Source organism: Actinacidiphila polyblastidii (assembly GCF_036353415.1).
Classification (GTDB): domain Bacteria; phylum Actinomycetota; class Actinomycetes; order Streptomycetales; family Streptomycetaceae; genus Actinacidiphila; species Actinacidiphila polyblastidii.
Genome location: NZ_JAZEWV010000003.1, coordinates 287668 through 308779, shown reverse-complemented (window position 1 = coordinate 308779; position 21112 = coordinate 287668). Strand labels below are relative to the sequence as shown.

Annotated in this window: 20 protein-coding genes and 1 riboswitch; of the genes, 11 read left to right on the top strand and 9 right to left on the bottom strand. The window is 74.6% G+C overall.

Annotation, left to right across the window (positions count from 1 at the left end; genetic code table 11):
- Positions 1–128 precede the first annotated feature (128 nt).
- Both V2S66_RS06465 and V2S66_RS06460 read left to right on the top strand, forming a co-directional pair.
- Positions 129–1478 (top strand): class II 3-deoxy-7-phosphoheptulonate synthase, encoded by a 1350-nt coding sequence (locus V2S66_RS06465; RefSeq protein ID WP_330793508.1) that lies wholly within the window; start codon positions 129–131, stop codon positions 1476–1478.
- Positions 1479–1625: 147 nt separating this feature from the next.
- On the top strand, positions 1626–1946 hold the full coding sequence (locus V2S66_RS06460; protein ID WP_330793507.1) for a (2Fe-2S)-binding protein: 321 nt from the start codon (positions 1626–1628) through the stop codon (positions 1944–1946).
- A 7-nt stretch (positions 1947–1953) separates the two neighbouring features.
- Here V2S66_RS06460 and bfr read toward each other — a convergent pair whose 3' ends face one another.
- Complete coding sequence (gene bfr / locus V2S66_RS06455) at positions 1954–2439, bottom strand: bacterioferritin (RefSeq protein WP_330793506.1); 486 nt, start codon at positions 2437–2439, stop codon at positions 1954–1956.
- Between the two features lie 182 nt (positions 2440–2621).
- On the opposite strand from bfr, the gene V2S66_RS06450 reads away from it, so the two are divergent.
- Positions 2622–3236, top strand: coding sequence for a sulfite oxidase-like oxidoreductase (locus tag V2S66_RS06450; protein WP_330793505.1), 615 nt, complete (start codon positions 2622–2624; stop codon positions 3234–3236).
- Between the two features lie 27 nt (positions 3237–3263).
- Here V2S66_RS06450 and V2S66_RS06445 read toward each other — a convergent pair whose 3' ends face one another.
- The 5 genes from V2S66_RS06445 to thiO all read right to left on the bottom strand — a co-directional run bounded on the left by V2S66_RS06445 (position 3264) and on the right by thiO (position 8989).
- Positions 3264–4112, bottom strand: coding sequence for a deoxyribonuclease IV (locus V2S66_RS06445; RefSeq protein WP_330793587.1), 849 nt, complete (start codon positions 4110–4112; stop codon positions 3264–3266).
- A 115-nt stretch (positions 4113–4227) separates the two neighbouring features.
- Positions 4228–6171 carry a Stk1 family PASTA domain-containing Ser/Thr kinase gene (gene pknB, locus V2S66_RS06440; RefSeq protein WP_330793504.1) on the bottom strand — a complete coding sequence of 648 codons (1944 nt, stop codon included), beginning with the start codon at positions 6169–6171 and terminating at the stop codon, positions 4228–4230.
- Positions 6172–6806: 635 nt separating this feature from the next.
- Complete coding sequence (locus tag V2S66_RS06435; RefSeq protein WP_330793503.1) at positions 6807–7616, bottom strand: thiazole synthase; 810 nt, start codon at positions 7614–7616, stop codon at positions 6807–6809.
- A 3-nt stretch (positions 7617–7619) separates the two neighbouring features.
- Complete coding sequence (gene thiS, locus V2S66_RS06430; protein WP_330793502.1) at positions 7620–7832, bottom strand: sulfur carrier protein ThiS; 213 nt, start codon at positions 7830–7832, stop codon at positions 7620–7622.
- Positions 7829–8989 (bottom strand): glycine oxidase ThiO, encoded by a 1161-nt coding sequence (gene thiO, locus V2S66_RS06425; RefSeq protein WP_330793501.1) that lies wholly within the window; start codon positions 8987–8989, stop codon positions 7829–7831. The genes thiS and thiO overlap by 4 nt, the downstream gene beginning before the upstream one ends.
- A riboswitch (TPP riboswitch) is annotated at positions 8985–9097 on the bottom strand. Its footprint overlaps the gene before it by 5 nt.
- Before the next feature lie 77 nt (positions 9098–9174).
- On the opposite strand from thiO, the gene V2S66_RS06420 reads away from it, so the two are divergent.
- The 5 genes from V2S66_RS06420 to V2S66_RS06400 all read left to right on the top strand — a co-directional run bounded on the left by V2S66_RS06420 (position 9175) and on the right by V2S66_RS06400 (position 13706).
- Positions 9175–10419, top strand: a complete 1245-nt coding sequence (locus V2S66_RS06420) for an NAD(P)/FAD-dependent oxidoreductase (RefSeq protein WP_413966313.1) — start codon at positions 9175–9177, stop codon at positions 10417–10419.
- Positions 10420–10475: 56 nt separating this feature from the next.
- Complete coding sequence (locus tag V2S66_RS06415) at positions 10476–10850, top strand: Rv2175c family DNA-binding protein (protein ID WP_330793499.1); 375 nt, start codon at positions 10476–10478, stop codon at positions 10848–10850.
- Between the two features lie 19 nt (positions 10851–10869).
- Entirely contained in the window at positions 10870–11583 is a 714-nt protein-coding gene (gene thiE, locus V2S66_RS06410; RefSeq protein ID WP_330793498.1) for a thiamine phosphate synthase, read from the top strand.
- Positions 11584–11766: 183 nt separating this feature from the next.
- Positions 11767–12687, top strand: a complete 921-nt coding sequence (gene metF / locus V2S66_RS06405; RefSeq protein ID WP_330793497.1) for a methylenetetrahydrofolate reductase [NAD(P)H] — start codon at positions 11767–11769, stop codon at positions 12685–12687.
- Between the two features lie 23 nt (positions 12688–12710).
- Positions 12711–13706 carry a hypothetical protein gene (locus V2S66_RS06400; RefSeq protein ID WP_330793496.1) on the top strand — a complete coding sequence of 332 codons (996 nt, stop codon included), beginning with the start codon at positions 12711–12713 and terminating at the stop codon, positions 13704–13706.
- Here the strand turns inward: V2S66_RS06400 and V2S66_RS06395 are convergent.
- The 3 genes from V2S66_RS06395 to V2S66_RS06385 form a co-directional block, all read right to left on the bottom strand.
- On the bottom strand, positions 13700–15949 hold the full coding sequence (locus V2S66_RS06395) for a terpene synthase family protein (RefSeq protein ID WP_330793495.1): 2250 nt from the start codon (positions 15947–15949) through the stop codon (positions 13700–13702). The two genes, V2S66_RS06400 and V2S66_RS06395, sit on opposite strands and share 7 nt — an antisense overlap.
- Before the next feature lie 226 nt (positions 15950–16175).
- The gene (locus V2S66_RS06390; protein ID WP_330793494.1) at positions 16176–17729 is read right to left on the bottom strand and encodes a phytoene desaturase family protein; all 1554 of its coding nucleotides are present in this window, start codon (positions 17727–17729) and stop codon (positions 16176–16178) included.
- 550 nt (positions 17730–18279) lie between these two features.
- Positions 18280–18897: a TetR/AcrR family transcriptional regulator gene (locus V2S66_RS06385; protein WP_330793493.1), complete on the bottom strand. Its 618-nt coding sequence runs from the start codon at positions 18895–18897 to the stop codon at positions 18280–18282.
- A 193-nt stretch (positions 18898–19090) separates the two neighbouring features.
- On the opposite strand from V2S66_RS06385, the gene V2S66_RS06380 reads away from it, so the two are divergent.
- From V2S66_RS06380 to V2S66_RS06370, 3 genes are all read left to right on the top strand, one after another.
- Positions 19091–19561 (top strand): SAV_6107 family HEPN domain-containing protein, encoded by a 471-nt coding sequence (locus V2S66_RS06380; RefSeq protein ID WP_330793492.1) that lies wholly within the window; start codon positions 19091–19093, stop codon positions 19559–19561.
- Between the two features lie 82 nt (positions 19562–19643).
- Complete coding sequence (locus V2S66_RS06375; protein ID WP_330793491.1) at positions 19644–20414, top strand: methyltransferase; 771 nt, start codon at positions 19644–19646, stop codon at positions 20412–20414.
- 224 nt (positions 20415–20638) lie between these two features.
- Positions 20639–21055 carry a DUF3040 domain-containing protein gene (locus tag V2S66_RS06370; protein ID WP_330793490.1) on the top strand — a complete coding sequence of 139 codons (417 nt, stop codon included), beginning with the start codon at positions 20639–20641 and terminating at the stop codon, positions 21053–21055.
- Positions 21056–21112 lie beyond the last annotated feature (57 nt).

Genomic DNA, 21112 nt, shown 5'->3' with positions numbered 1-21112 from the left:
GATCGCCTCCGAAGGCGCAGACGCTAGCAGCAGCCCCATCGGTTCTGACGATCGGCCAGGCGCGTCGCGTATGTCTCACCCTCTGGGCGCACACAGAAGGGGGCCGGGCGACCCCGTAGGGTGGTGGCGTGACCGTGAACGCAGATCTCCAGGCCGGTGGCAACACCTGGCACTCCCTTCCCGCGGCGCAGCAGCCCGAGTGGCCCGACCCCGAGGCTCTGCGCGACGTGATCGCCGACCTCGCCTCGTATCCGCCGCTCGTGTTCGCGGGGGAGTGCGACCAGCTGCGTGCCCGGCTGGCCGCGGTGGCCAAGGGCGAGGCGTTCCTGCTGCAGGGCGGCGACTGCGCCGAGGCGTTCGACGCGATCGGCGCCGACCAGATCCGCAACAAGCTGAAGACGCTGCTCCAGATGGGAGCGGTGCTCACCTACGCCGCGTCGGTGCCGGTGGTCAAGGTCGGCCGGATCGCCGGGCAGTACAGCAAGCCGCGCTCCAAGCCGACCGAGACCCGCGACGGCGTGACCCTGCCGACCTACCGCGGCGACTCGGTGAACGGCTTCGACTTCACCCCCGAGGCCCGCATCCCCGACCCGCAGCGGCTCAAGCGGATGTACAACGCCTCCGCCTCCACGCTGAACCTGGTGCGCGCCTTCACCACCGGCGGCTACGCCGACCTGCGCCAGGTGCACGCCTGGAACCAGGACTTCGTGAAGTCCTCGCCGTCCGGCCAGCGCTACGAGGCGCTCGCCCGCGAGATCGACAACGCGCTGAACTTCATGGCCGCGTGCGGCACCGACCCCGCCGAGTTCCGCACGGTGGAGTTCTACGCCTCCCACGAGGCGCTGCTGCTCGACTACGAGACGGCGCTCACCCGCACCGACTCCAGGACCGGGCAGCTGTACGACGTCTCCGGCCACATGGTGTGGATCGGCGAGCGCACCCGGCAGCTGGACGGCGCGCACATCGAGTTCGCGTCCCGGATCAGCAACCCGATCGGCGTGAAGCTGGGCCCCGGCACCAGCCCGGAGGAGGCGCTGACGTACATCGACCGCCTCGACCCGGACCGCGAGCCCGGCCGGCTGACCTTCATCGTGCGGATGGGCGCGGACAAGGTCCGCGACAAGCTGCCGACGCTGGTGGAGAAGGTCACCGCCTCCGGCGCCCAGGTGGCGTGGGTGTGCGACCCGATGCACGGCAACACCTTCGAGGCGGCCTCCGGCCACAAGACGCGGCGCTTCGACGACGTGCTCGACGAGGTCAAGGGCTTCTTCGAGGTCCACCACGGGCTCGGCACCCACCCCGGCGGCATCCACGTCGAGCTGACCGGCGACGACGTCACCGAGTGCGTCGGCGGCGGCGACGAGATCTTCGTCGACGACCTGCACCAGCGCTACGAGACGGCCTGCGACCCGCGGCTCAACCGCAGCCAGTCGCTGGACCTGGCCTTCCTGGTCGCCGAGATGTACCGCGGGCAGTAGCGGCGGCCGCCACGGCGGACACCGCACGTACGGCGAAGGGGCGCGGATCACACCGATCCGCGCCCCTCGCTGCTTCTCCGCGTCCGGAGCGGCAGGTAAGGTAAGGGTTACCTCAGCTCCTCAGAGTCCTGGATCGGCGGTGACCGCGTGTACGTCTGCTCCTGCTTCGGCATCACCGAGCAGCAGGTCAAGCAGCACTCGGACAGCGGCCGCTGCACCCCGCGGCAGATCGCGTCCGCCTGCAAGGCGGGCACCGACTGCGGTTCCTGCGTCAAGCGCATCCAGGCGCTGCTCGGCCGCGGCGACAACCGCTCCACCGCCACCCGGCTGGAGCGCGCGGGCGCCGAGGCCGTCCCGTCCGGCGCACCCGCCGTGATCGCCCCCGCCGCGCTGCCCGAGGCGCCCGCGGTGCCGGCGCTGCCGCAGGTCCCGGCGCTGCCCGCCCTGCCGGGCGTCCGCGCGGCCTGACCGGCCTTCAGTCCTCCGAGCCGGGCTGCTCCACCAGCTGCGCGATGTACAGCGGCTCGCCGAGCTTCTCGATCAGCTCCAGCTGGGTGTCGAGGTAGTCGATGTGGTGCTCCTCGTCCTCCAGGATCGACTCGAACAGCCGCGCCGAGGTGATGTCGCTCTTGGCGCGCATCACCTCCACGCCGCGGCGCAGCCGGTCGATCGCCTCGACCTCGACCTGCCGGTCGGCCTGGAACATCTCCGTGACGGTCTGGCCGACCCGCACGTGGAAGAGCCGCTGGTAGTTCGGCAGCCCTTCGAGCAGCAGGATCCGGTCGGTGATCAGCTCCGCGTGCCGCATCTCGTCGAAGGACTCGGACCGGGTGTACTTCGCGAGCTTCGGCCAGCCGAAGTTCTCCTGCATCTTGGCGTGCAGGAAGTACTGGTTGATCGCGGTCAGCTCGGCGGTCAGCTGTTCGTTGAGGAACTCGATGACCTCGGGGTCGCCCTGCATGGCAACGCCGTCCTTCCCGTTGTGGCCCCCGGCCCGCCGGGGCCGGGGCCTGCGGCACCCACTGTCGCCCGCATCCTCGCACCGGCCGTCGGCTCGATCCAGTAAGCGGAGATTCACGTTCCGTGGAGCGCTCCGCGATGCCCTGGTCGGGAGCACGGTGCCCGGTCTGTCACCATGGAGGCATGGGTCAGGTCGAGCGTCGCGGGGGAGAGCTGCCCCCGGGGCAGCGGCTCCAGCGGGGCTGGCCGGTCACGCACTACGGCCCGGTGCCGCGGTTCAAGTCCGACCGGTGGGAGTTCCGGGTGTTCGGCGCGACCGCCGACGGGGACAAGACCTGCTGGAACCACGAGGAGTTCTCCTCGCTGCCGTACGACACGGTCGTCGCGGACTTCCACTGCGTCACCAAGTTCTCCATGCTCGGCATGGAGTGGGGCGGGGTCTCCGCCGGCACCGTCGTCAAGCTCGCGCCGCCCGCGGACGACGTCACCCACGTCATGGTCTGGGCCGAGTACGGCTTCTCCTCGAACCTGCGGATCGAGGACTTCCTCGACGACACGTCGATCTTCGCCACCCACAAGGGCGGTGAGCCGCTCACCGCGGAACACGGCTTCCCGGTGCGGCTGGTGGTCCCCCGGCTCTACGCCTGGAAGGGCCCGAAATGGGTCCGGGGCGTGGAGTACATGACCGCCGACCGCCGCGGCTTCTGGGAGGAGCGCGGCTACCACAACGTCGGCGACGCCTGGGCCGAGCAGCGCTACACCTACCAGGAAGCGCCCGGCGACGGCCCCGAACTGTGAGCCGCCCGGCGCCCCGGCGGACCCGGTCTAGGGCCTGCCGTCCGGATCTGCGCGGCGCAGGGACCGCAGCCGCCTGATGTCGGCGGCGGCGCCCTCCGGGCCGCCCGGCGTCTCGATGACGAAGGGAACGCCGTCGGTCGCCGGGTGCCGCAGCAGGGCCGCGAAGGCGTCGGCGCCGATCCGGCCCGCCCCGATGTTCGCGTGCCGGTCCAGCCGGGAGCCGCAGCCCCCGGTGGAGTCGTTGGCGTGCACCAGCCGCAGCCGGCCAGGGCCCGCCACCGCCGTCAGCTCGTCGAGCAGCCGCCGCGCGCCGTCCGCCGCCGCCAGGTCGTGGCCCGCGGCGAAGGCATGGCAGGTGTCCAGGCAGACGCCCACCCGCGGATGCCGGTCGAGCGCGTCCAGGTAGGGGCCGAGATCCTCCGCCAGCGAGCACAGCGAGAAGCCCTGTCCCGCCGTCGGCTCCAGCAGCAGCCACGGGTCGTCGTCGTGGGTCAGCTCCGCGAGCAGCGGCCGCAGCCGCTCCCTGACCTGCGCGAGCGCCGTCTCCCGGCTGCGGCCGCCGGTCGCCGAGCCGGTGTGCACCACCACCCCGCGCGCGCCGATCTGCCGCCCGCGCCGCAGCGAGTGCCGCAGGGACGCCACCGACAGGTCGACCGTCGCCGCGGTGTGCGAGCCGAAGTTGATCAGATACGGCGCGTGGACGTACGCGGGAACGCCCCGCTCGGCGCAGACCGCCCTGAACTCCTCGTCCTGCGCCGGGCTGCCGGGACCGGTCGCCCAGCCGCGCGGGTTCGCCACGAAGACCTGCACCGCCTCCGCGCCGATCCGTGCCGCGTACGCCAGGCCCTTGGCGGCCAGGCCGCCCGCCACCGGCACATGGCTGCCGACCGGGTTGCGCGGCGGGCGCGGCGCCCCGGGAACGGGCTGCGCCGCCGGAACAGGCTGCGCGGCCGGAACAGGCTGCGCCGCGGGGACGGGCTGCGGCACCGGCTCAGCGCACCCAGAGCGTGATCGTCGACCCCTTGGCGGCCTGGCCGCCGCCCGGCGACTGGCTGAACACGGTGTCGCCGAAGAAGAGGTCGATCACCCGCACGTCGAAGCCCGCGTCCCGCAGGGTCTGCTTCGCGTCGCCCTCGCTCATGCCCTTCACGTTCGGCACGTCGAGCAGCTGCGGGCCCTTGGACACCGTGAGGGTCACCGTCTCGCCGGCGCCTGCCTGGGTGTCCCCACCCGGCGACTGGAGGGCGACGCTGTCCTTGTCGGCGTCGTCGGAGAAGACCTTGTCCGGCGCGAGGACCACCTTCAGCCCGGCGTCCTGCAACGCCTGCTGGGCGTCGGTCACGCTGTCGCCGACCACGTCCGGCACGTCCACCGGGGCGCCGCGCGAGACGGTGAAGGTCACCGGGGTGCCCGGGGAGCGGCGCACGCCGGACGCCGGCTCGGTGGAGACGACCGCGCCCCTCGGCACGTCGCCGCTGAACGTCCGGGTGACCGCGCCGGGGGTCAGCCCCGCGGCCCGCACCGCGCGCTGCGCGTCGGCGAGCGCCCGGCCCTCGACCCGCGGCACCGCGATCACCTGCGGGCCCCTGGAGACGACCAGGGTGACCGTGCTGTCGGAGCGGATGCGCCTGCCGGGCGCCGGGTCGGTGGAGATCACGCTGCCGCGCGGCACGTTCAGCGAGAAGTCCTGCCGGACCCGCGCGTCCAGCCCGGCCGAGGAGAGCTTCCGCTGCGCGTCGGGCTGCGGCAGTGCGAGCACGCCGGGCACGGTGGTGAACCGGCCGTCGGCGACGTACCAGACGCCCGCGCCGACGCCGAGCAGCGCGAGCAGCACCAGCAGCACCGCGAGCGGGCCCCGGCGGCTGCGCCGCACCCCGTGCGCCGCGGGGGCGTGCGGGTCCTCGTCGACGGTCGGCGAGGGCAGCATCAGCCGGGCGGTGCGGTGCAGCTCGTCCGGCGGCCCGGCGGTGGCGGGCGGCGGGGGCAGCGGCACGACGCTGGTCGCGTCCTCCGGGCCGACGCGGACGCCGGCCGTGCCGGCGCGGACGCCGGGGGCGGTGGCCGTGGGCCGGCCGTCCAGCCGGTCGGGAGTGAGCGCGGCGCGCACCGCGCGCACCTCGGCGAGCAGCTGCGCGGCGTCCGCCGGGCGGGCCTGCGGGTCGCGCGCGGCGGACCGCGCCACCAGCGCGTCCAGCTCCGCGGGGAGCGCGGGCACCGCCGCGGACGGCGCCGGCACGTCCTCGTTGAGGTGCTGGAAGATCACCTTCATCGGGGTGTCGCCGTCGTACGGCTTGCTGCCGGTCAGCATCTCGTAGAGCACCACGCCGCACGCGTACACGTCGGTGCGCTGGTCGACGACGCCGCGGCCGATCTGCTCGGGCGCGAGGTAGGAGACGGTGCCGAGCAGCGCGCCGGTGTTCACGCTGGTCTGCGTGTCGACCGCCCTGACCAGGCCGAAGTCGGCGACCTTCACCGCGCCGTCGTCCCCCATGAGGACGTTCTCCGGCTTCATGTCGCGGTGCACCAGGCCCGCGCGGTGCGCGGCGCCGAGCGCCGCCAGCACCGGCTCCAGGATGTCCAGCGCCGCGCGCGGCGGCAGCGCACCGCGCTCGCGCAGTACGTCGCGCAGCGTGCAGCCGGCCACGTACTCCATCGCCAGGTACACGTAGCGGCCGTCGGTGCCCTGGTCGAACACCCCGACCACGTTCGGGTGCGCGAGGCGGGCGACCGCCTTCGCCTCGCGGATGAAGCGGTCGACGAAGCCGGTGTCGGCTGCCAGTGCGGGATGCATCACCTTCAGCGCGAGCACGCGGTCCAGGCGGGTGTCGACGGCCCGGTAGACCGTCGCCATCCCGCCGACCGCGATGCGTCCCTCGACCCGGTAGCGGCCGTCGAGCGTCCGGCCGACGAGCGGGTCCTGCACGGTGGTGTCCACGACGCCCGATTCTACGAGCCCGTGTTGCGCCGAATGGCTTTACGCGCCCGCTTGTGCCGCACTCGTGGCGTTCCGGAACATTTCCGTGACCTGACGCCTCCGGCGCCGCCACCCCCCACGTCCCCCCACGTCCCCCGGACGCCCCGCGCCGGCCCGTTCTCCAGCGCCCGCGGGACGCTCGGGCGCCACCCGTTTGTCGCGCGCCGCGGGTAACCGCCCGGCCCGCGGTTCGCCACCGGCCCGGTGGCGGTCGCCCCCGGACCCCCGGCCGGTGGCCGGTTGCTCGCGCGGTTCGCCGCGCCCCTGGTGCGGCGCGACGCCCGGCGGGGTCCGGGCGCAGCCTGGGTTTCGGGGGCGCGGGGAACGGCGCGGCCAGGTGCGGCGAGGGCTGTGCGTCGACACCGGCCCGGTGGGGCTGTTGCGGTCGTGCCCGGACCACCGGCCGGTACCGGCCGGCGGCCGGCTGCTCGCGCGGTTCCCCGCGTCCCTGGTGCGGCGCGACGCCCACCGCCGTCCGGGCGCGGCCCGGGGTTTTTGAGGGGCGCGGGGAACCGCGCGAGGAGCCACGGCGCGGCCGGTGGAGGGCCACCGGCCCGAGGGGGCTGCTGCCGTCGCAGACCGGACCACCGGCCGGGTCAGAAGGCGGGGCGTTCGGGGTCCAGGCCGGCAAGGCCGTCGAGGGGGGAAGAGGCCACCGCATGGTGCCGCCGCGGGATGCGCCCGGCGAGATACGCGAGCCGCCCCGCCCGCACAGCCCACCGCATCCCCTCCGCCATCACCACCGGCCGCTGCGCCCGCGTCACCGCCGACGCGAGCATGACCGCGGCGCACCCCAGCTCCATCGCCAGCGCCGCGTCGGACGCGGTGCCCGCGCCCGCGTCGAGGATCACCGGGACGGCGGCCCGCTCGACGATCAGCCGGAAGTTGTGCGGGTTGCGGATGCCGAGCCCGGAGCCGATCGGCGAGCCGAGCGGCATGATCGCCGCGCACCCGACGTCCTCCAGCTTGCGCGCCAGCACCGGATCGTCGTTGGTGTACGGCAGCACGGTGAAGCCGTCGTCGACGAGCGTCTCGGCCGCGTCGAGGAGTTCGACCGGGTCGGGCAGCAGCGTGCGCTCGTCGGCGATCACCTCCAGCTTCACCCAGTCGGTGCCGAGCGCCTCCCGGGCCAGCCGGGCGGTGAGCACGGCCTCGCCCGCGGTGTAGCAGCCCGCGGTGTTGGGCAGCACCCGGATGCCGTGCCGGGCCAGTACCGACAGCACCGACCCCTTCGTCGCGGGGTCGAGCCGGCGCATCGCGACCGTGGTCAGCTCGGTGCCGGAGGCCAGCAGCGCCTGCTCCAGCACGTCCAGGCTGGGCGCCCCGCCGGTGCCCATGATCAGCCGGGAGGTGAAGGCGGCGCCGCCGATGGTCAGCGGATCGGCGGTCGCCGTGGTGGTGGTCATCGGTCAGCCTCCCTGGACGGCGGTGAGGATCTCCACGCGGTCGCCCTCGGCGAGCGCGGTGGCCTGCCAGCGGGTGCGCGGCACCACCGTCTCGTTGACGGCGGCGGCCACTCCGGTGGGCGCCCGGGTGAAGGCGGCGACCAGGGCGTCCAGCGCGAGCGGCGCGTCGAGCGTGCGGCGCTCGCCGTTGACGTGCACGGTGATCGCGGTGCTCATACGGTCTGCTCCTGCCGTGCGCGGGCGAACCGGTTCGCGCCGAACGCGCTGGCGTACCGCGGAAGTTCGCCGGAGGGCGAGGTCAGCGCCTCGGCGAGCGCGTCGCCGGTGACCGGGGTGAGCAGCACGCCGTTGCGGTGGTGCCCGGTGGCCAGCAGCAGGCCGTCGACGGCGGTGGCGCCGAGCAGCGGCGCGTTGTCGGGGGAGCACGGCCGCAGCCCGGCCAGCGTCTCGGTGAGCGGGAGTTCGGTGATGCCCGGCACCAACTCGTGTGCGTCGCGAAGGAGTTCGTAGACGCCGCCGGCGGTCACCGTGGTGTCCCAGCCGCGCTCCTCGCTGGTCGCGCCGAGCACGAGTTCGCCGTTCTCGCGCGGCACCAGGTAGACGTGGCTGCCGCGGACCTCCGCGCGGACCGTGCGGGACAGGAACGGCGCGTGCGCGGGCGGCACCCGCAGCCGCAGGATCTGCCCCTTCACCGGGCGCACCGGCGGCAGCACCTCGTCCGGCAGGCCGGCCAGCCGCCCGCTCTCGCTGCCGGCGGCCAGCACCGTGCGGTCCGCGGTGACCGCTGTCCCCTCGGCGAGCACCGCGCCGGTCACCCGGCCGCCGGCGAGCGTGACGCGGGCGACCGCCGACCGGGCGAACCGCACGCCGGCCAGCTCGGCGGCGCGCAGCAGCGCCGCGGCCAGCCGCCGCGGGTCGACCTGGTGGTCGCCGTCCACCCGCAGGCCGCCGCGCACCCCGGGGGCGAGCATCGGCTCCAGGCGGCGGCAGTCGCGGCCGCTCAGCCACTGCGACTCCAGGCCCAGCGAGGTCTGGAAGGCGTGCAGGTCGCGCAGGTGCGCGCGGTCGTCCGTGTCGAGGGCCACGGCGAGCGTGCCGCAGCGCCGGTAGCCGGTGTCCAGGCCGGTGCGCTCGGTCAGCTCGGCGGTGAAGTCCGGATAGCGGGCCGCCGAGGCCAGGTTGAGGTCGAGCAGGGTCTGCTCGCCGTACTGCAGCTCGGTGACCGCGGCCAGCATGCCGGCCGCGACGCGCGCGGCGCCGCCGCCCGGGTCGGGGTCGGCGACGGTGACGGTGAGGCCCCGCTGGGCCGCGCGCCACGCCGTGACCAGCCCGATGATCCCGCCGCCCACGACGAGCACGTCGGATGTACGCATCAGGTAGCGCCCTCCCTTCGCCGGCATGACCCGGATCAGGTTCGTACGGTCGGCGGCCGGTCAGCCGCCCTCTCAGCCCGGTGCGTCCGGGCTCCCGCGAGTTCTCTGGCGTCCGACCCTATCCCCTCCGCCCCGCCCGGCCGCCGGTGCGGCGGACCCGGCCCCGAATTCCGGCCGCATCCCCGATGGCGGCGGAAAACGGCGGGCGCGCGGGCTACCGTGATCGCGTGACCGAGCGCGTGGTGATCGTCGGGGCCGGGATGGCCGGAGTGCAGACAGCGGTGGAGCTGCGCGGCCAGGGCTGGCGCGGTGACATCACCCTGCTGGGTGACGAGCCGCACCCGCCGTACGACCGGCCCCCGCTGTCGAAGGCGGTGCTGCTCGGCGCCGGGGACGCGCCGGTCGACGTGCGGTTCGACGTCGACTTCGGGGCGCTCGGCGTGGACCTGCGGCTGGGGTCGCGGGCGCAGACGCTGCACGCCGAGCGCCGCGAGCTGGACACGGACACCGGGACCGTGCGCTACGACCACCTGGTGCTGGCCACCGGCGCCTACGCGACCGAACTGCCCGGCACCGCGGGGCTGCCCGACGTGTATCCGCTGCGCACGCTCGACGACGCCGCCACGCTGCGCCCGGTGCTGGCCGCGGGCCGCGACCTCGTGGTGGTCGGCGCCGGCTGGATCGGCGCGGAGTTCGCCACCGCGGCCCGGCAGGCGGGCTGCGCGGTCACCGTGGTGGAGGCCGCGGACCGGCCGCTGGCCGGGGTGCTGCCGGCGTCCGTCACCGCGCACATGCGGCACTGGTACGAGGAGGCCGGGGTGGACCTGCGCACCGGCACCGCGGTGGCCGCCGTCGAACCCGGCGCGGTGGTGCTCGCCGACGGCAGCAGGCTGGTCGCCGCGGCCGTCGTCGTCGGCATCGGCGCGCGCCCCTCCACCGGCTGGCTGGGCGGCTCCGCGGTGGCGCTGGACGCCACCGGCGCGGTGCTCGCCGACGACCGGCTGCGCGCCACCGCCGATGAGGTCTTCGCGGTCGGCGACTGCGCGTCCTTCCCGTCCGGCCGCTACGGCGAGCGGCTGCTCGTGCACCACTGGGACAACGCGGTGCAGGGCCCGCGCACCGCCGCGGCCAACCTGCTCGGCGGCGACGAGCCGTACGACCCGGTGCCGTACTTCTGGTCCGAGCAGTTCGGGCGGTTCGTGCAGTACGCGGGGCACCACGTGGCGGCCGACACGATGCTGCTGCGCGGCGATCCTGCGTCCCCGTCCTGGGCGGCGGTGTGGCTGCGCGACGGGCTGCTGGTGGCGGTGCTCGCGGTCGGCCGGCCGCGCGACATGGCGCAGGCGCGCAAACTGCTCCCCCGGACGGTCGCGGTGGACCCCGCGCTCGTCGCGGACCCCGCCGTACCGCTGAAGTCCGCGGTGCGCTGACCCTCGGACGGCGGCGTGCCGCAGCAGTTGTCGGCGGCAGGTGGCAGGCTTGTCCCGTGACTGTTTTCTCGTCGGTTGACGCACACATCGACGCTCTCGTGCCCTCCTGGCTCACCCTGCCCGAGGTCGCGGATCGTCTCGGTCTCGAAGTGACCAAAATCCGCCCGCTGATCAAGGAAGGGCAGCTCATCGCGGTTCGCCGCGGCGAGAACAAGGCCCTGATGGTCCCCGAGGACTTCATCGGGGACGGAAAGATCCTCAAGGGCCTGTCCGGCACCCTCACCGTCCTGAAGGACGACGGGTTCTCGGACGAGGAGGCCCTGGAGTGGCTCTTCACCACGGACGAGACCCTGCCCGGCACCCCGGCGCAGGCGTTGCGCGAGAATCGCGGGACCGAGGTGAAGCGTCGCGCGCAGGCGCTCGCCGTGTAGTCCCGACCCGGGGGGCCCGATGACCGCCACCGCTGCCGCCACCGACACCGCTGCCACCGCCGCGGCCGGCGCTTCGAACACCGCGAGTGCGTCGAGCGCCTCCGCGCGGGCCCGGCTCGCCGCCGCCCGGCTGTACCTGTGCACCGACGCACGGGCCGGGCGCGGCGACCTCGCGGAGTTCGCCGACGCGGTGCTCGGCGGCGGCGTGGACGTCATCCAGCTCCGCCAGAAGGGGATCGAGGCCCGGGAGGAGCTGGCCGCGCTGGCCGTGCTGGCGGACGCGTGCCGCCGGCACGGCACGCTGCTCGCGGTCAACGACCGGGCGGACGTGGCGCACGCCGCCGGGGCCGAGGTGCTGCACCTCGGCCAGGGCGACCTGCCGGTGCCGGCCGCGCGGGCGCTGCTCGGCGAGCGGGTGCTGATCGGGCGGTCCTGCCACGCGGAGGCGGAGGTCGCCGCCGCCGCGGCCGAGCCCGGGGCGGACTACTTCTGCACCGGCCCGGTCTGGCCCACCCCCACCAAGCCCGGCCGTCCCGCGCCCGGCCTGGACCTGGTCCGCTACGCCGCGGCGCTCGGCACCGACCGGCCCTGGTTCGCGATCGGCGGGATCGACCTCGACACCGTGCACGAGGTGGTCGCCGCCGGCGCCCGCCGCGTCGTGGTGGTCCGCGCCCTGACGGAGGCCGCCGACCCGGCGGCCGCGGCCGCCGCGCTCCGCGCCGCCCTCCCGTAGCGCCGGCCCGTCGCGCGGGTGGGGCATCGTCCCTGGAGAACGGGCTCGCGCCCGCCCGCGGGCGGGTCCGGCCCGGCTCCTCGGCGCTCCCGCGCGTCCACTCCGTGGACGGGAAAGGGGCGTAGTGGCTGATAGCACCCCGGATGATGACGCACGGTCTCGATACCGGGCTAGCCTTCTGTCATGGCCCTGGGCACTTCTTCCACCCGCACCGACCGCGCGGTCACCATCCGTGAGCTGCTGGCCGGCGGCGGGCGCTCGTACTCGTTCGAGTTCGCCGCGCCGCGGACCGAGAAGGGCGAGCGCACGCTGTGGAACGCGATCCGCCGCATCGAGGCGGTCGCGCCGACCTTCGTGTCCGTGACCTACGGGGCCGGCGGTTCCTCACGCGAGGGCACCGTCCGCGCCACCGACCGCATCGTGTCGGACACGACGCTGACCCCCTGCGCCCACCTGACCGCCGTCAACCACTCGGTGGCCGAGCTGCGCAACATCATCGGCCAGTACGCCGACGCGGGCATCCGCAACATGCTGGCGGTGCGTGGCGACCCGCCCGGCGACCCGATGGGCGACTGGGTCCCGCACCCGCAGGGCCTGACGTACGCCGCCGACCTGGTCCGGCTGATCAAGGAGTCCGGCGACTTCTGCGTGGGGGTCGCGGCCTTCACCGAGATGCACCCGCGCTCCACCGACCCGGCCGCCGACACCCGGCACTTCCTCGACAAGTGCCGGGCGGGCGCGGACTTCGCGATCACCCAGATGTTCTTCGACGCCTCGGACTACCTGCGGCTGCGCGACCGGGTCGACCGCGCGGGCTGCACCGTCCCGATCATCCCCGAGGTGATGCCGGTCACCAACGTCAAGCAGATCGAGCGGTTCTCCCAGCTCGGCAACGCCCCCTTCCCGCCTGACCTGGCGTCTCGCATCCTCGCGGTGCGGGACGACCCGGCCGCCGTGCGGGCCATCGGCATCGAGTTCACCACCGAGATGTGCCGCCGTCTGCTCGCGGAGGACATTCCCGGGCTGCACTTCATTACTCTTAACCACTCCACCGCTTCGCTGGAGATCTACGAGAACCTCGGGTTGCACCAGCGGGCGGCGTGACCCCTAGGTGAGGAAGTCGGCACATGGGCTACTCGGTGCTCTACATCGCGTTCGGCATCGTCGCGCTGTGGCTGCTCGGTGAGGTGCTGCTCCAGTACAAGGCGCGGCTGCGCTGGCGCCTGCTGGCCTTCGCGGGGTTCATGGGCGTGGTCGGCGGGGTCGCGCTGCGCGAGGTGGCCGTGATCCTGCTGGGCGCGGTCGCCTTCGGCACCGGGCAGGCGTTCGTCACGCTGTCGTACAAGCGGGGATTCTCCACCGGCTGGGCGCTGGGCGGCCGTCCCGGCTCCAGCCGCCGCCGCAGGGGCTCGCCGCCGCGCCCCGCCGAGCCGGTCCTCGAAGTCACCCCGATCGAGGCGGAGTACGGCGCCGGCGTGCCGGAGGGCCAGGAGGTGCTGGCCGCCGAGCCGGGCCTGCGCGACGAGGACGGCCAGATCTACCAGCCGGTGCCGATGCACGACGACAGCGGCGAGTACCCGCTCTTCGACGGCCAGTCCAGCTACACGCCCGACCCGTACACCAGCGGCGGCTACGAGGGGTACGGCGCGCAGGGCTACGGCGGCTGGGACGGCGAGCCGCAGCCGGCCTCGGCCGCCGCGTCGTACGACGGCGCCTACCAGGGCGGCGGCTACGACCAGTCCGGCGGCTGGGGCGGCCAGGACCACGGCTACGACCAGGCAGCCGCCTACCAGCAGCAGCATCCGGCCGCGGCGGCCTACGACGGCTACCAGACGTACGACGCCTCCACCGGGTACAACGGCTACGGTGGCGACAACGGCCGGGTCGGCGGCGGCTACGGGACGGGCGACTGGACGCCGTCCAACGGCGAGCAGCAGCCCGCCGCCGACCCGTACGCGGCGTACGGCTACGACCCGCAGCCGCAGCCGTACATCCCGCAGCAGCAGCACCAGTCACCGTACGAGCAGCAGCCCCAGTCCCCGCCGCAGGGGCAGCACCGGGGGCACGACCAGCAGCAGGTCCAGCAGCAGTACGCCGACCCGTACGACCCCTACCGCTACTGACGGCCGCCGGGCGCGGACGGCAGCAGCCGCAGGGCGGAGCTGCCGGGACCGGTCGGCGGCCGCCAGGGTTGTGCGGGCAGCGCGGCGGCCACGTGCGGGAAGTCCCGCAGCAGCGTCGCCTCCTCGTAGCGGTGGCAGCCCTCGTGCCAGGTGAGGATGCCGGCCATCCAGTCGCGCAGCTCCTGCGCGTAGTGGAGCAGCGCCGTGCGCGCCGCCTCGTCGAGCGCGAACTCCTCGAACAGGGTGGGGAGTTGCGTGTCGGTGAGCCGCTGGAACTCGGCCATCCGCGCGGCCATCAGGTCCCCGACGACGTCCATGGCCTGCTGCGGCTCGCAGTCGAGGAAGTTCTGCACCACCAGCACCGCGTTGTGGATCTCGCCCTCGAACTCGATCTCCTTCTGGTAGGAGAAGACGTCGTTGATCATGCAGGCGAAGTCCTGGGCGGCCAGCTCCATGCCGCGCACCGGCCGTGACCGGTAGATCTCGTCGGGCAGCGCGGCGCCGTGGCCGATCCTGGACAGGCTCATCGTCAGGTCGGAGCCGAAGGTCTTGCGGCGCATCTCGATGTAGTCCACCGGGTCGGGCACCCGGTTCTGCTTCTGGTTGGCCAGCTCCCACAGCCAGCTCTCGCACATGTCCTCGATCGCGGCACGGAAGGTCTGCCGCTCTTCGCGCTCCATCGGGCCTGCGGTGCGCCCCCACAGGTCGGCGAGCGCCCGCTCCAGCGTGGTCAGCGGCGGCGGCACCGCGCCGGCGTCCAGCGGCATGAAGAGCTTGAAGCGCTCGGTGGCGACGCGCGCCGCCGACAGCTCGGTGGCCCGGCCGAAGACCAGCGGGTAGTAGTCGTCGCCGTAGGTGCCCCAGGTCAGCCAGTCGGTGGTCAGGTTCAACTGGTCGACGGTCGCCGCCGGATGGATGCCGGCCGCGCACAGCGCGAAGTCGTAGTCGACCAGCTTGCGCGGGTTCCACAGGCCGCCGGGCAGCGGGAAGCCGGGCTCCGCGTCGAGCATGCCCATGGCGCCCGCCCAGGCCAGGTTGTGCGCCCGTGCCGCCTCCAGATGCGGGCTGAGCGTGGTGGGGAACGGCATCGGGACGGCGGGCCGCCGCACCTGACCGGCCGGCCGGTGCGGGGGGTGCGAGAACGATCTGGCCCGCTGCGGCAGGGTGGCGGCGAGCGACCCGAGGATCTGCGCGGCCGAGGTGCCGAGCCCGGTCGGGCCGCCCAGCGTGGCGACGTCCCGCGCCCCGGCGTCCGCGCCGTTCATGTAGCGGCTGGAGCGCAGGTGCCACTCGTGGCCGCCGGACTGCCAGTCCTGCAGGCCCTTGACGTAGGCGAAGACCGCGAGGCGCTCCGCCGGGCTCAGCGCGTACTGCTCGTACAGCGGCTCCACCTCGGTGAACGCGGTGTGCTCGAACTGGTGCAGCCGCGAGGTCAGCAGGTCGTTCACCCGCTCGGCGGCCTCCTGGGTGCCCAGGCCGAGGAAGCGCTCCAGCACCAGCACGGCGTTGGACAGCTCGCCCTCCTCCTCGATCTCGCGCTGGTACGAGAACAGGTCGTTGCGCAGGTGCACGCCGTCGGCGAAGCAGTCCCGCAGCACCCGCAGCGGGCGGGCGGCCGCGATCCGCTCGGGCACCTCCGCGTTCGCCGCGTGCTCGATCAGGTTCGCCGACCAGGGCGCGCCGCCGACCTTGCGGCGCATCTCGATGTACTCGATCGGGTTCGACACCCGGCCCGCGTTGATGTTGGACAGCTCCCAGAGGGACTCCTCCAGCAGGTGCCGGGTGCTCTCGTGGAAGCGGCGGCGGAAGTCCCCCGACATCGACGGCACGGTCCGCGCCCACAGGTCGGCGAGCCCCGCCTCCACCTGGTTGGTCGGCTCGGGCACCTGCTGCGCGAGGTCCACCGGCATGAACGCGGGCAGCCGGTCCAGGTACTCCTTCGCGCCCGCCATGTCCTGGCTGCGCTTGAAGATGTCCAGGAAGTGGTCGTCGAAGAAGAACACCCACACGTACCAGTCGGTGACCAGGTCCAGTTCGGGACCCGAGGCGTCGGGGTGGGTGTACGCGCACAGCAGCGCGTAGTCGTGCGCGTCGAGGTCGGACTCCTCCCAGATGCCGGAGCCCTCCAGCATGTCCATCTCGCGGGCCCAGGTCCTGGTGTGCGTCCGGGCGCGCTCCAGATGCGGATTCAGCCGCGCCGGGTACGGCACGTAGAACCGGGGGAGTTCGAAGGGCTGCGGCATGTCGTCAGGGCCTTCCGCATCGGCGGTCGCAATTCCCTCGAACGTAGGTCGGCGCCCCGCCCGCCGGGGCGCTCGGCCCGGCATTCCGCCCGATGTGCTGAATTCCGGTGCCCGCCGGCATACTTCGCCCCTCGACGGGCCAGTGCCGCGCCGCCGGGTGGCCGGGTGGCCGGGTGGCCGGGTGGCCGGGTGGCCGGGTGGCCGGGACAGCGGCTGCCGGGTCCGGTCAGCGGCTGCCGCCGGGGCCGCCGGCGACCAGGTCCGCGGTGATCGCCGCCGACATCCCGGTGTGCGGCAGCCCGCCGCCGGGATGCGCCCAGCCGCCCACCAGGTACAGGCCCGGCACGCCCGACCGGTTGGCGGCCCTGACCAGGGCGCCGCCGGCCCCCGCGAGGGCCGGGGCCGGCACCGAGCCGCCGGGCGCGCCCGTCTCCCGCTCGGTGTCCGCCGGGGTGCGCACCTCGCGCCAGCACTCGCGCTCCCCCAGGCCCGGCAGCGCGGCCTCCGCGACCGCGGCCATCCGCGCCGCGAACGCCTCCGCCACGCCGGGCGCGGTCCAGTCCAGACCGCCGCCGCTCGTGTCGCCGCTCGCGCCCCCGCGCGCGTCCGGGCGGTGCGGCGGCACGGTCGCGGTGAGCGTCACCGCCTCGTGCCCGGCGTCGGGACGCGCCGCCGGGTCGTCGGGCCGCAGCACGGTCACCGTCAGCCCGCCCTCGGGCGGCAGCGCCTCGCGGCGGCTCGCGAACAGCCAGTCCAGGGCGGCCCGGCGGTCCGCGGCGTGCACGACCGTGCGGTGCGCGGTGCCGCCCGGACGCGCACCGCGCAGCGCCAGGTGGACGGTGACCCGTCCGGGCTCGCCGGGCGGCCCCATCGGCGGCCACTCGTCCTGGCGTGTCCACGGCAGCACCTGGTCACGGTAGAGGGCCGGCAGCGGCGCGCCGGCCACCACCAGATCCGCGGGGACGGCGCGGCCGTCGGCGAGTTCGACGCCGGCGGCGGAACCGTCCGCACCGGTCAGCAGCTCCGTCACCTCCGCATCGAAGTGGAACTCCACCTTCCGGGCGAGGCAGCGCTCGTGCACCGCCTCCGCCAGCGCGCGCACCCCGCCGCGCGGGTACCAGACGCCGAACGTCGCCTCCAGATACGGCAGGACGGTGGTGGACGCCGGGGCGGAGCGCGGGTCCAGGCCGTACCCCAGCGCCCAGCTCTCCAGCAGCGCCGCGAGCCGCGGATCGCCCAGACCTGCGGCCACCCCGGCGAGCGTCGGCGCCGCGCGCCGGAACAGCCCGCGCCGGCCCGCCGCCGGATAGGGATCGCGCGCGGCGGCCGCCGGGTCGCGCAGGACGTCCTCCAGCAGCGGGCGCCGCATGGCCTCCCAGGTCTCCCTGGCCCTGACCATGACCTCGCTCCACCGCTCCCCGCTGCCGGGCCCGAAGGCGCCGTCCAGCGCCTCGATCACGCCGGAGCGGGACGCGTTCGGCAGCGACACGGAGCTGCCGTCGGCGAAGAGGTGGTGTCCGGCCGGATCGACCTGCACCAGATCCACGCGGTCCGCGAGCGGCTCCCGGCCGGTCTTCACGAACAGGTCGCGGTAGACCGCGGGCAGCGTCAGCACCCCGGGACCGGTGTCGAAGGCGAAGCCGTCACGCACCAGACGGCCCACCCCGCCGCCGAACGTCCCGCCGCGCTCGTACACCGCCACCCGATGGCCCCCGGTGGCCAGCCGCGCCGCCGCCGCCATGGACGCCATGCCGGCGCCGATCACCGCAATCCGTGCCATGACCAGGACTGTAGAGGACACTCCCGGCCCCCCGACCCGGGGCCCACCCCCGGCCCCCCACCTCTGCGGGCCCACCCCGTCCGCGAGGCCGCCCTCGGCGCGAGCGCGGCGCTGGGCGCGAGGCCGCCTTCGGCGCGAGCGGCGGTTGGGCGCCGGCCCGTTTCTGAGGGGGCGCGGGGAACTGCGCGACCGGCCGTGGTGTGGCGGGTGGCCGGCCACCGGGCCGAAGGGGCAGCTGGTGCTGTTTCCGGGCCGCCGGGCGTTGGGTCGCGGCCCTCTCGGGGTGCCGCCCCGCACTCTTCGCGCGAGCGCGGTGCTGGGCGCCGGCCCGTTTCTGAGGGGGCGCGGAAGCTGAGTCCGGCTACTCAGGGCGCGGGTTGAGTAGAAGTACGGATGGTCGCCGCCGGGGAACACGGGAGAGTGGGGTGTGCGGCCGGGGAAGGAACGGGACCGCCGGCACGGGGCGGCGGACCGGGACCGGACCGGCCGTGCACGGGGGAAGCGCTGTTCCGGTCCGGCCGGTCACCCGGCCAGCCGGGCCGGAAGAGCGTCACCACGGCCGCGCCGCCACCCCGCCCACCCGCCCCTGGAGCAGCCGCGACAACGCCGCGTGCACCTCGTCGATACTCCGCTCCGGCTGGAACGCCTGCCAGTCGAGCGCCGCGACCAGCACCATGCCGAAGAGCGCGGACGCGGTCAGCGGCACATCGATCTCGTCGCTCAGCTCACCCGCCGCGACCGCCTCGCCCAGCACCTTCTCCACCACGGCGACCGCCTCCTGGCGGACCATCATCAGGGTGTCCTGCCAGGTGCGGTTGGTCCGCCACAGCTCGGCCACGTACAGCTGGGTGAACGACGGATAGCGCACGATGAAGGCGAGCCCCGACCTGATCATGGCGTCCAGGGCGGCGACCCGGCTGCCGCCGCGCGCCTCGACGCCCTCCGCGGCCTGCCGCAGTGAGGCGGTGAGCAGCCCGACGCCGTGCCGGAGCAGCTCCTCGAAGAGGTCGTTCTTGCTGGCGAAGTTGTAGTAGACGGTCCCCTTGGCGACCCCGGCACGCTCGGCGATCTCGTCGACCGTGGTGGCGGAGAAGCCCTGCTCGGCGATGAGGGTGACGGCTGCCTCGTACAGCCTCTGCCGGGTGGCCTGGCGTCGTGCGGTGGTCATGGCCCTGATTCTGCCTGCCAGAAGACGGGCACGGGGACCGGGGCGTTCACAAGGGCGGCCGCGGGTGCAGCGCGCTGACCGGAGCGACCGCGGCCGCGCTGTATCAAGGTCCCCGAAATGGGCGTTTGGCCAGGTCAGGGCCGATTGTCAGTGGTCGGCCCCAGTATGGGGGCAACGGACAAGGAGGCTCGTCATGGCAGCAGAGGTCAGCGACATCCACCCCGTACTGCGCCGCGCGGGCGCGTCCCCCGCGGCTCTCGACCTGCTCGCCCAGGCGCACACCGGGCTGCGGGAGGCCACCGCGCTGGAGCCCCCGCACGAGCGGTACGCCGCCGCACACCTCGCCGCGCTGCGCACCGCGGCCGCCGTGCTCGCGGTGCGCGGGCGGCCGGAGACGACCGAGAGGCACCGCCGGCGGATACGCAGCGCCTGGGCGGTGTTGCCCGAGGTCGCTCCCGAACTGGCCGAGTGGAGCGCCCTGTTCGCGGCCGGCGCGAGCCGCAGGGCGCGCGCGGAGGCCGGCATCGCGGGCGCCGCGACCGCCCGGGAGGCCGACGACCTGGTGCGCGCCTGCGCGATGTTCCTGCGCCTGGTGGAGCGGATGCTGCTGCTCGGACCCGCCGTCGGCGGGGACCTGCCGGCGGCCCCGGTCCCGGCCGGCTGAGGTACCGGCGCGCGGCCCGGGAGGCCATAGAGTTGGAGCCGCCCGAAGCTGACCGCCCGCCCCGCGAGGAGAGCCGCCCGCCATGTCCCGTCAAGGAGGGGTGGACCCGATGCGCCCCCGTGCCAGCCTCCGTACCGCCGTGGTGTGGGAGGTGCTGCGCGGCGCGCTGGAACGGCGCGCCAAGGTCGCGGACCGGGCCGGACTGGACGTGCTGGACACCGGCGGCGGCACCGGGAACTTCGCCGTGCCGGTCGCCCGGCTCGGCCACCGGGTCACCGTGGTCGACCCCAGCCCGGACGCGCTCTTCGCCCTGGAGCGGCGCGCCGCGGAGGCCGGGGTCACCGACCGGGTCAGGGGCGTGCAGGGCGACGCCCACGGCCTGCTCGGCGTCGTCGAGCCCGGCGGCTACGACATGGTGCTCTGCCACGGCGTCCTGGAGTACGTGGACGACCCCGCGGAAGGCGTGCGCAACGTGGTGGGGGCGCTGCGCCCGGCCGGCAGCCTCAGCCTGCTCGCCGCGGGCCGCGGCGGCGCCGTGCTGGCCCGCGCGCTGGCGGGCCATTTCGCCGAGGCGCAGCACGCGCTCGGTGACCCGGACGGACGATGGGGCAGCGGGGACTCGCTGCCCCGCCGCTTCACCGCGGAGGACCTGACCCGACTGGTCACCGACGCGGGCCTGCGGGCCGCCGCGGTGCACGGCGTACGGGTCTTCGCCGACCTCGTCCCAGGGGTGCTGGTGGACACCGAGCCGGGCGCGCTCGATGCGCTGCTGCGGCTGGAGCTGGCGGCGGCGGAAGAGCCCGGTTTCCATGCCGTGGCAACCCAGCTCCACGTGCTCGCCGAGCGGGGCTGAAAAGCCGCCGCGCGGACCCTTTTCCGACCCCCTCCCAGGGGAGTGCGTCACAGGCCGCCCGCAGCCGCATTCCTGACCGTATGCTGGCATGACGCAGGGGCGGACGGGGAATGAGAGCCCCGTCGGATCAGGCGCAGTGGGGCGGGTTTCACCGGGGCGATTCCCTGCCTATCCTTGAAGGGTCGGACCGGTCGTCTCACGCGACCGACGAGTAGGAGGTCTCCGTGCCGCTCTCGGAGCACGAGCAGCGCATGCTCGAGCAGATGGAGCGAGCGCTGTACGCCGAAGATCCCAAGTTCGCGTCGGCGCTCGAGGGCAGCGGGCTGCGCACGTTCACCCGTCGCCGCGTGTATCTGGCAGGGGCAGGGTTCCTGATCGGCATCGGTCTGCTCATGGGCGGTCTGGTCGCGCGGCAGACCTGGGTCAGCGTGGTGGGCTTCCTCGTGATGCTCGCGTGCGCGGTGGTCGGGGTGACCGCCTGGCGGCGGGGGACCCGGCCGGCCGAGCAGCCGGCGGCCACGCCCAGGAGGCGGATCGGCGGCCGGGCGGGGCGCAGGCAGCCGCATCCGCCACGGCGCGGCAAGGTCATGGACCGCATCGAGGAGCGGTGGCAGCGCCGCCGCGACGAGCAGGGCCAGTAAGCGGGGCCCTGCCTTTCTTCTGTTCACAGGCGCCGGCCCCGGAGGACGATCTCCGGG

What these genes read in the sequence shown, in the direction of transcription:
- bfr (WP_330793506.1), bottom strand. Translation starts at nt 2,439, where the DNA reads ATGCAGGGCGACCCCGAGGTCATCGAGTTCCTCAACGAACAGCTGACC.
- V2S66_RS06450 (WP_330793505.1), top strand. Translation starts at nt 2,622, where the DNA reads ATGGGTCAGGTCGAGCGTCGCGGGGGAGAGCTGCCCCCGGGGCAGCGG.
- V2S66_RS06435 (WP_330793503.1), bottom strand. Translation starts at nt 7,616, where the DNA reads ATGACCACCACCACGGCGACCGCCGATCCGCTGACCATCGGCGGCGCC.
- thiS (WP_330793502.1), bottom strand. Translation starts at nt 7,832, where the DNA reads ATGAGCACCGCGATCACCGTGCACGTCAACGGCGAGCGCCGCACGCTC.
- thiO (WP_330793501.1), bottom strand. Translation starts at nt 8,989, where the DNA reads ATGCGTACATCCGACGTGCTCGTCGTGGGCGGCGGGATCATCGGGCTG.
- V2S66_RS06420 (WP_413966313.1), top strand. Translation starts at nt 9,175, where the DNA reads ATGGCGGCGGAAAACGGCGGGCGCGCGGGCTACCGTGATCGCGTGACC.
- thiE (WP_330793498.1), top strand. Translation starts at nt 10,870, where the DNA reads ATGACCGCCACCGCTGCCGCCACCGACACCGCTGCCACCGCCGCGGCC.
- metF (WP_330793497.1), top strand. Translation starts at nt 11,767, where the DNA reads ATGGCCCTGGGCACTTCTTCCACCCGCACCGACCGCGCGGTCACCATC.
- V2S66_RS06400 (WP_330793496.1), top strand. Translation starts at nt 12,711, where the DNA reads ATGGGCTACTCGGTGCTCTACATCGCGTTCGGCATCGTCGCGCTGTGG.
- V2S66_RS06395 (WP_330793495.1), bottom strand. Translation starts at nt 15,949, where the DNA reads ATGCCGCAGCCCTTCGAACTCCCCCGGTTCTACGTGCCGTACCCGGCG.
- V2S66_RS06390 (WP_330793494.1), bottom strand. Translation starts at nt 17,729, where the DNA reads ATGGCACGGATTGCGGTGATCGGCGCCGGCATGGCGTCCATGGCGGCG.
- V2S66_RS06385 (WP_330793493.1), bottom strand. Translation starts at nt 18,897, where the DNA reads ATGACCACCGCACGACGCCAGGCCACCCGGCAGAGGCTGTACGAGGCA.
- V2S66_RS06380 (WP_330793492.1), top strand. Translation starts at nt 19,091, where the DNA reads ATGGCAGCAGAGGTCAGCGACATCCACCCCGTACTGCGCCGCGCGGGC.
- V2S66_RS06375 (WP_330793491.1), top strand. Translation starts at nt 19,644, where the DNA reads ATGTCCCGTCAAGGAGGGGTGGACCCGATGCGCCCCCGTGCCAGCCTC.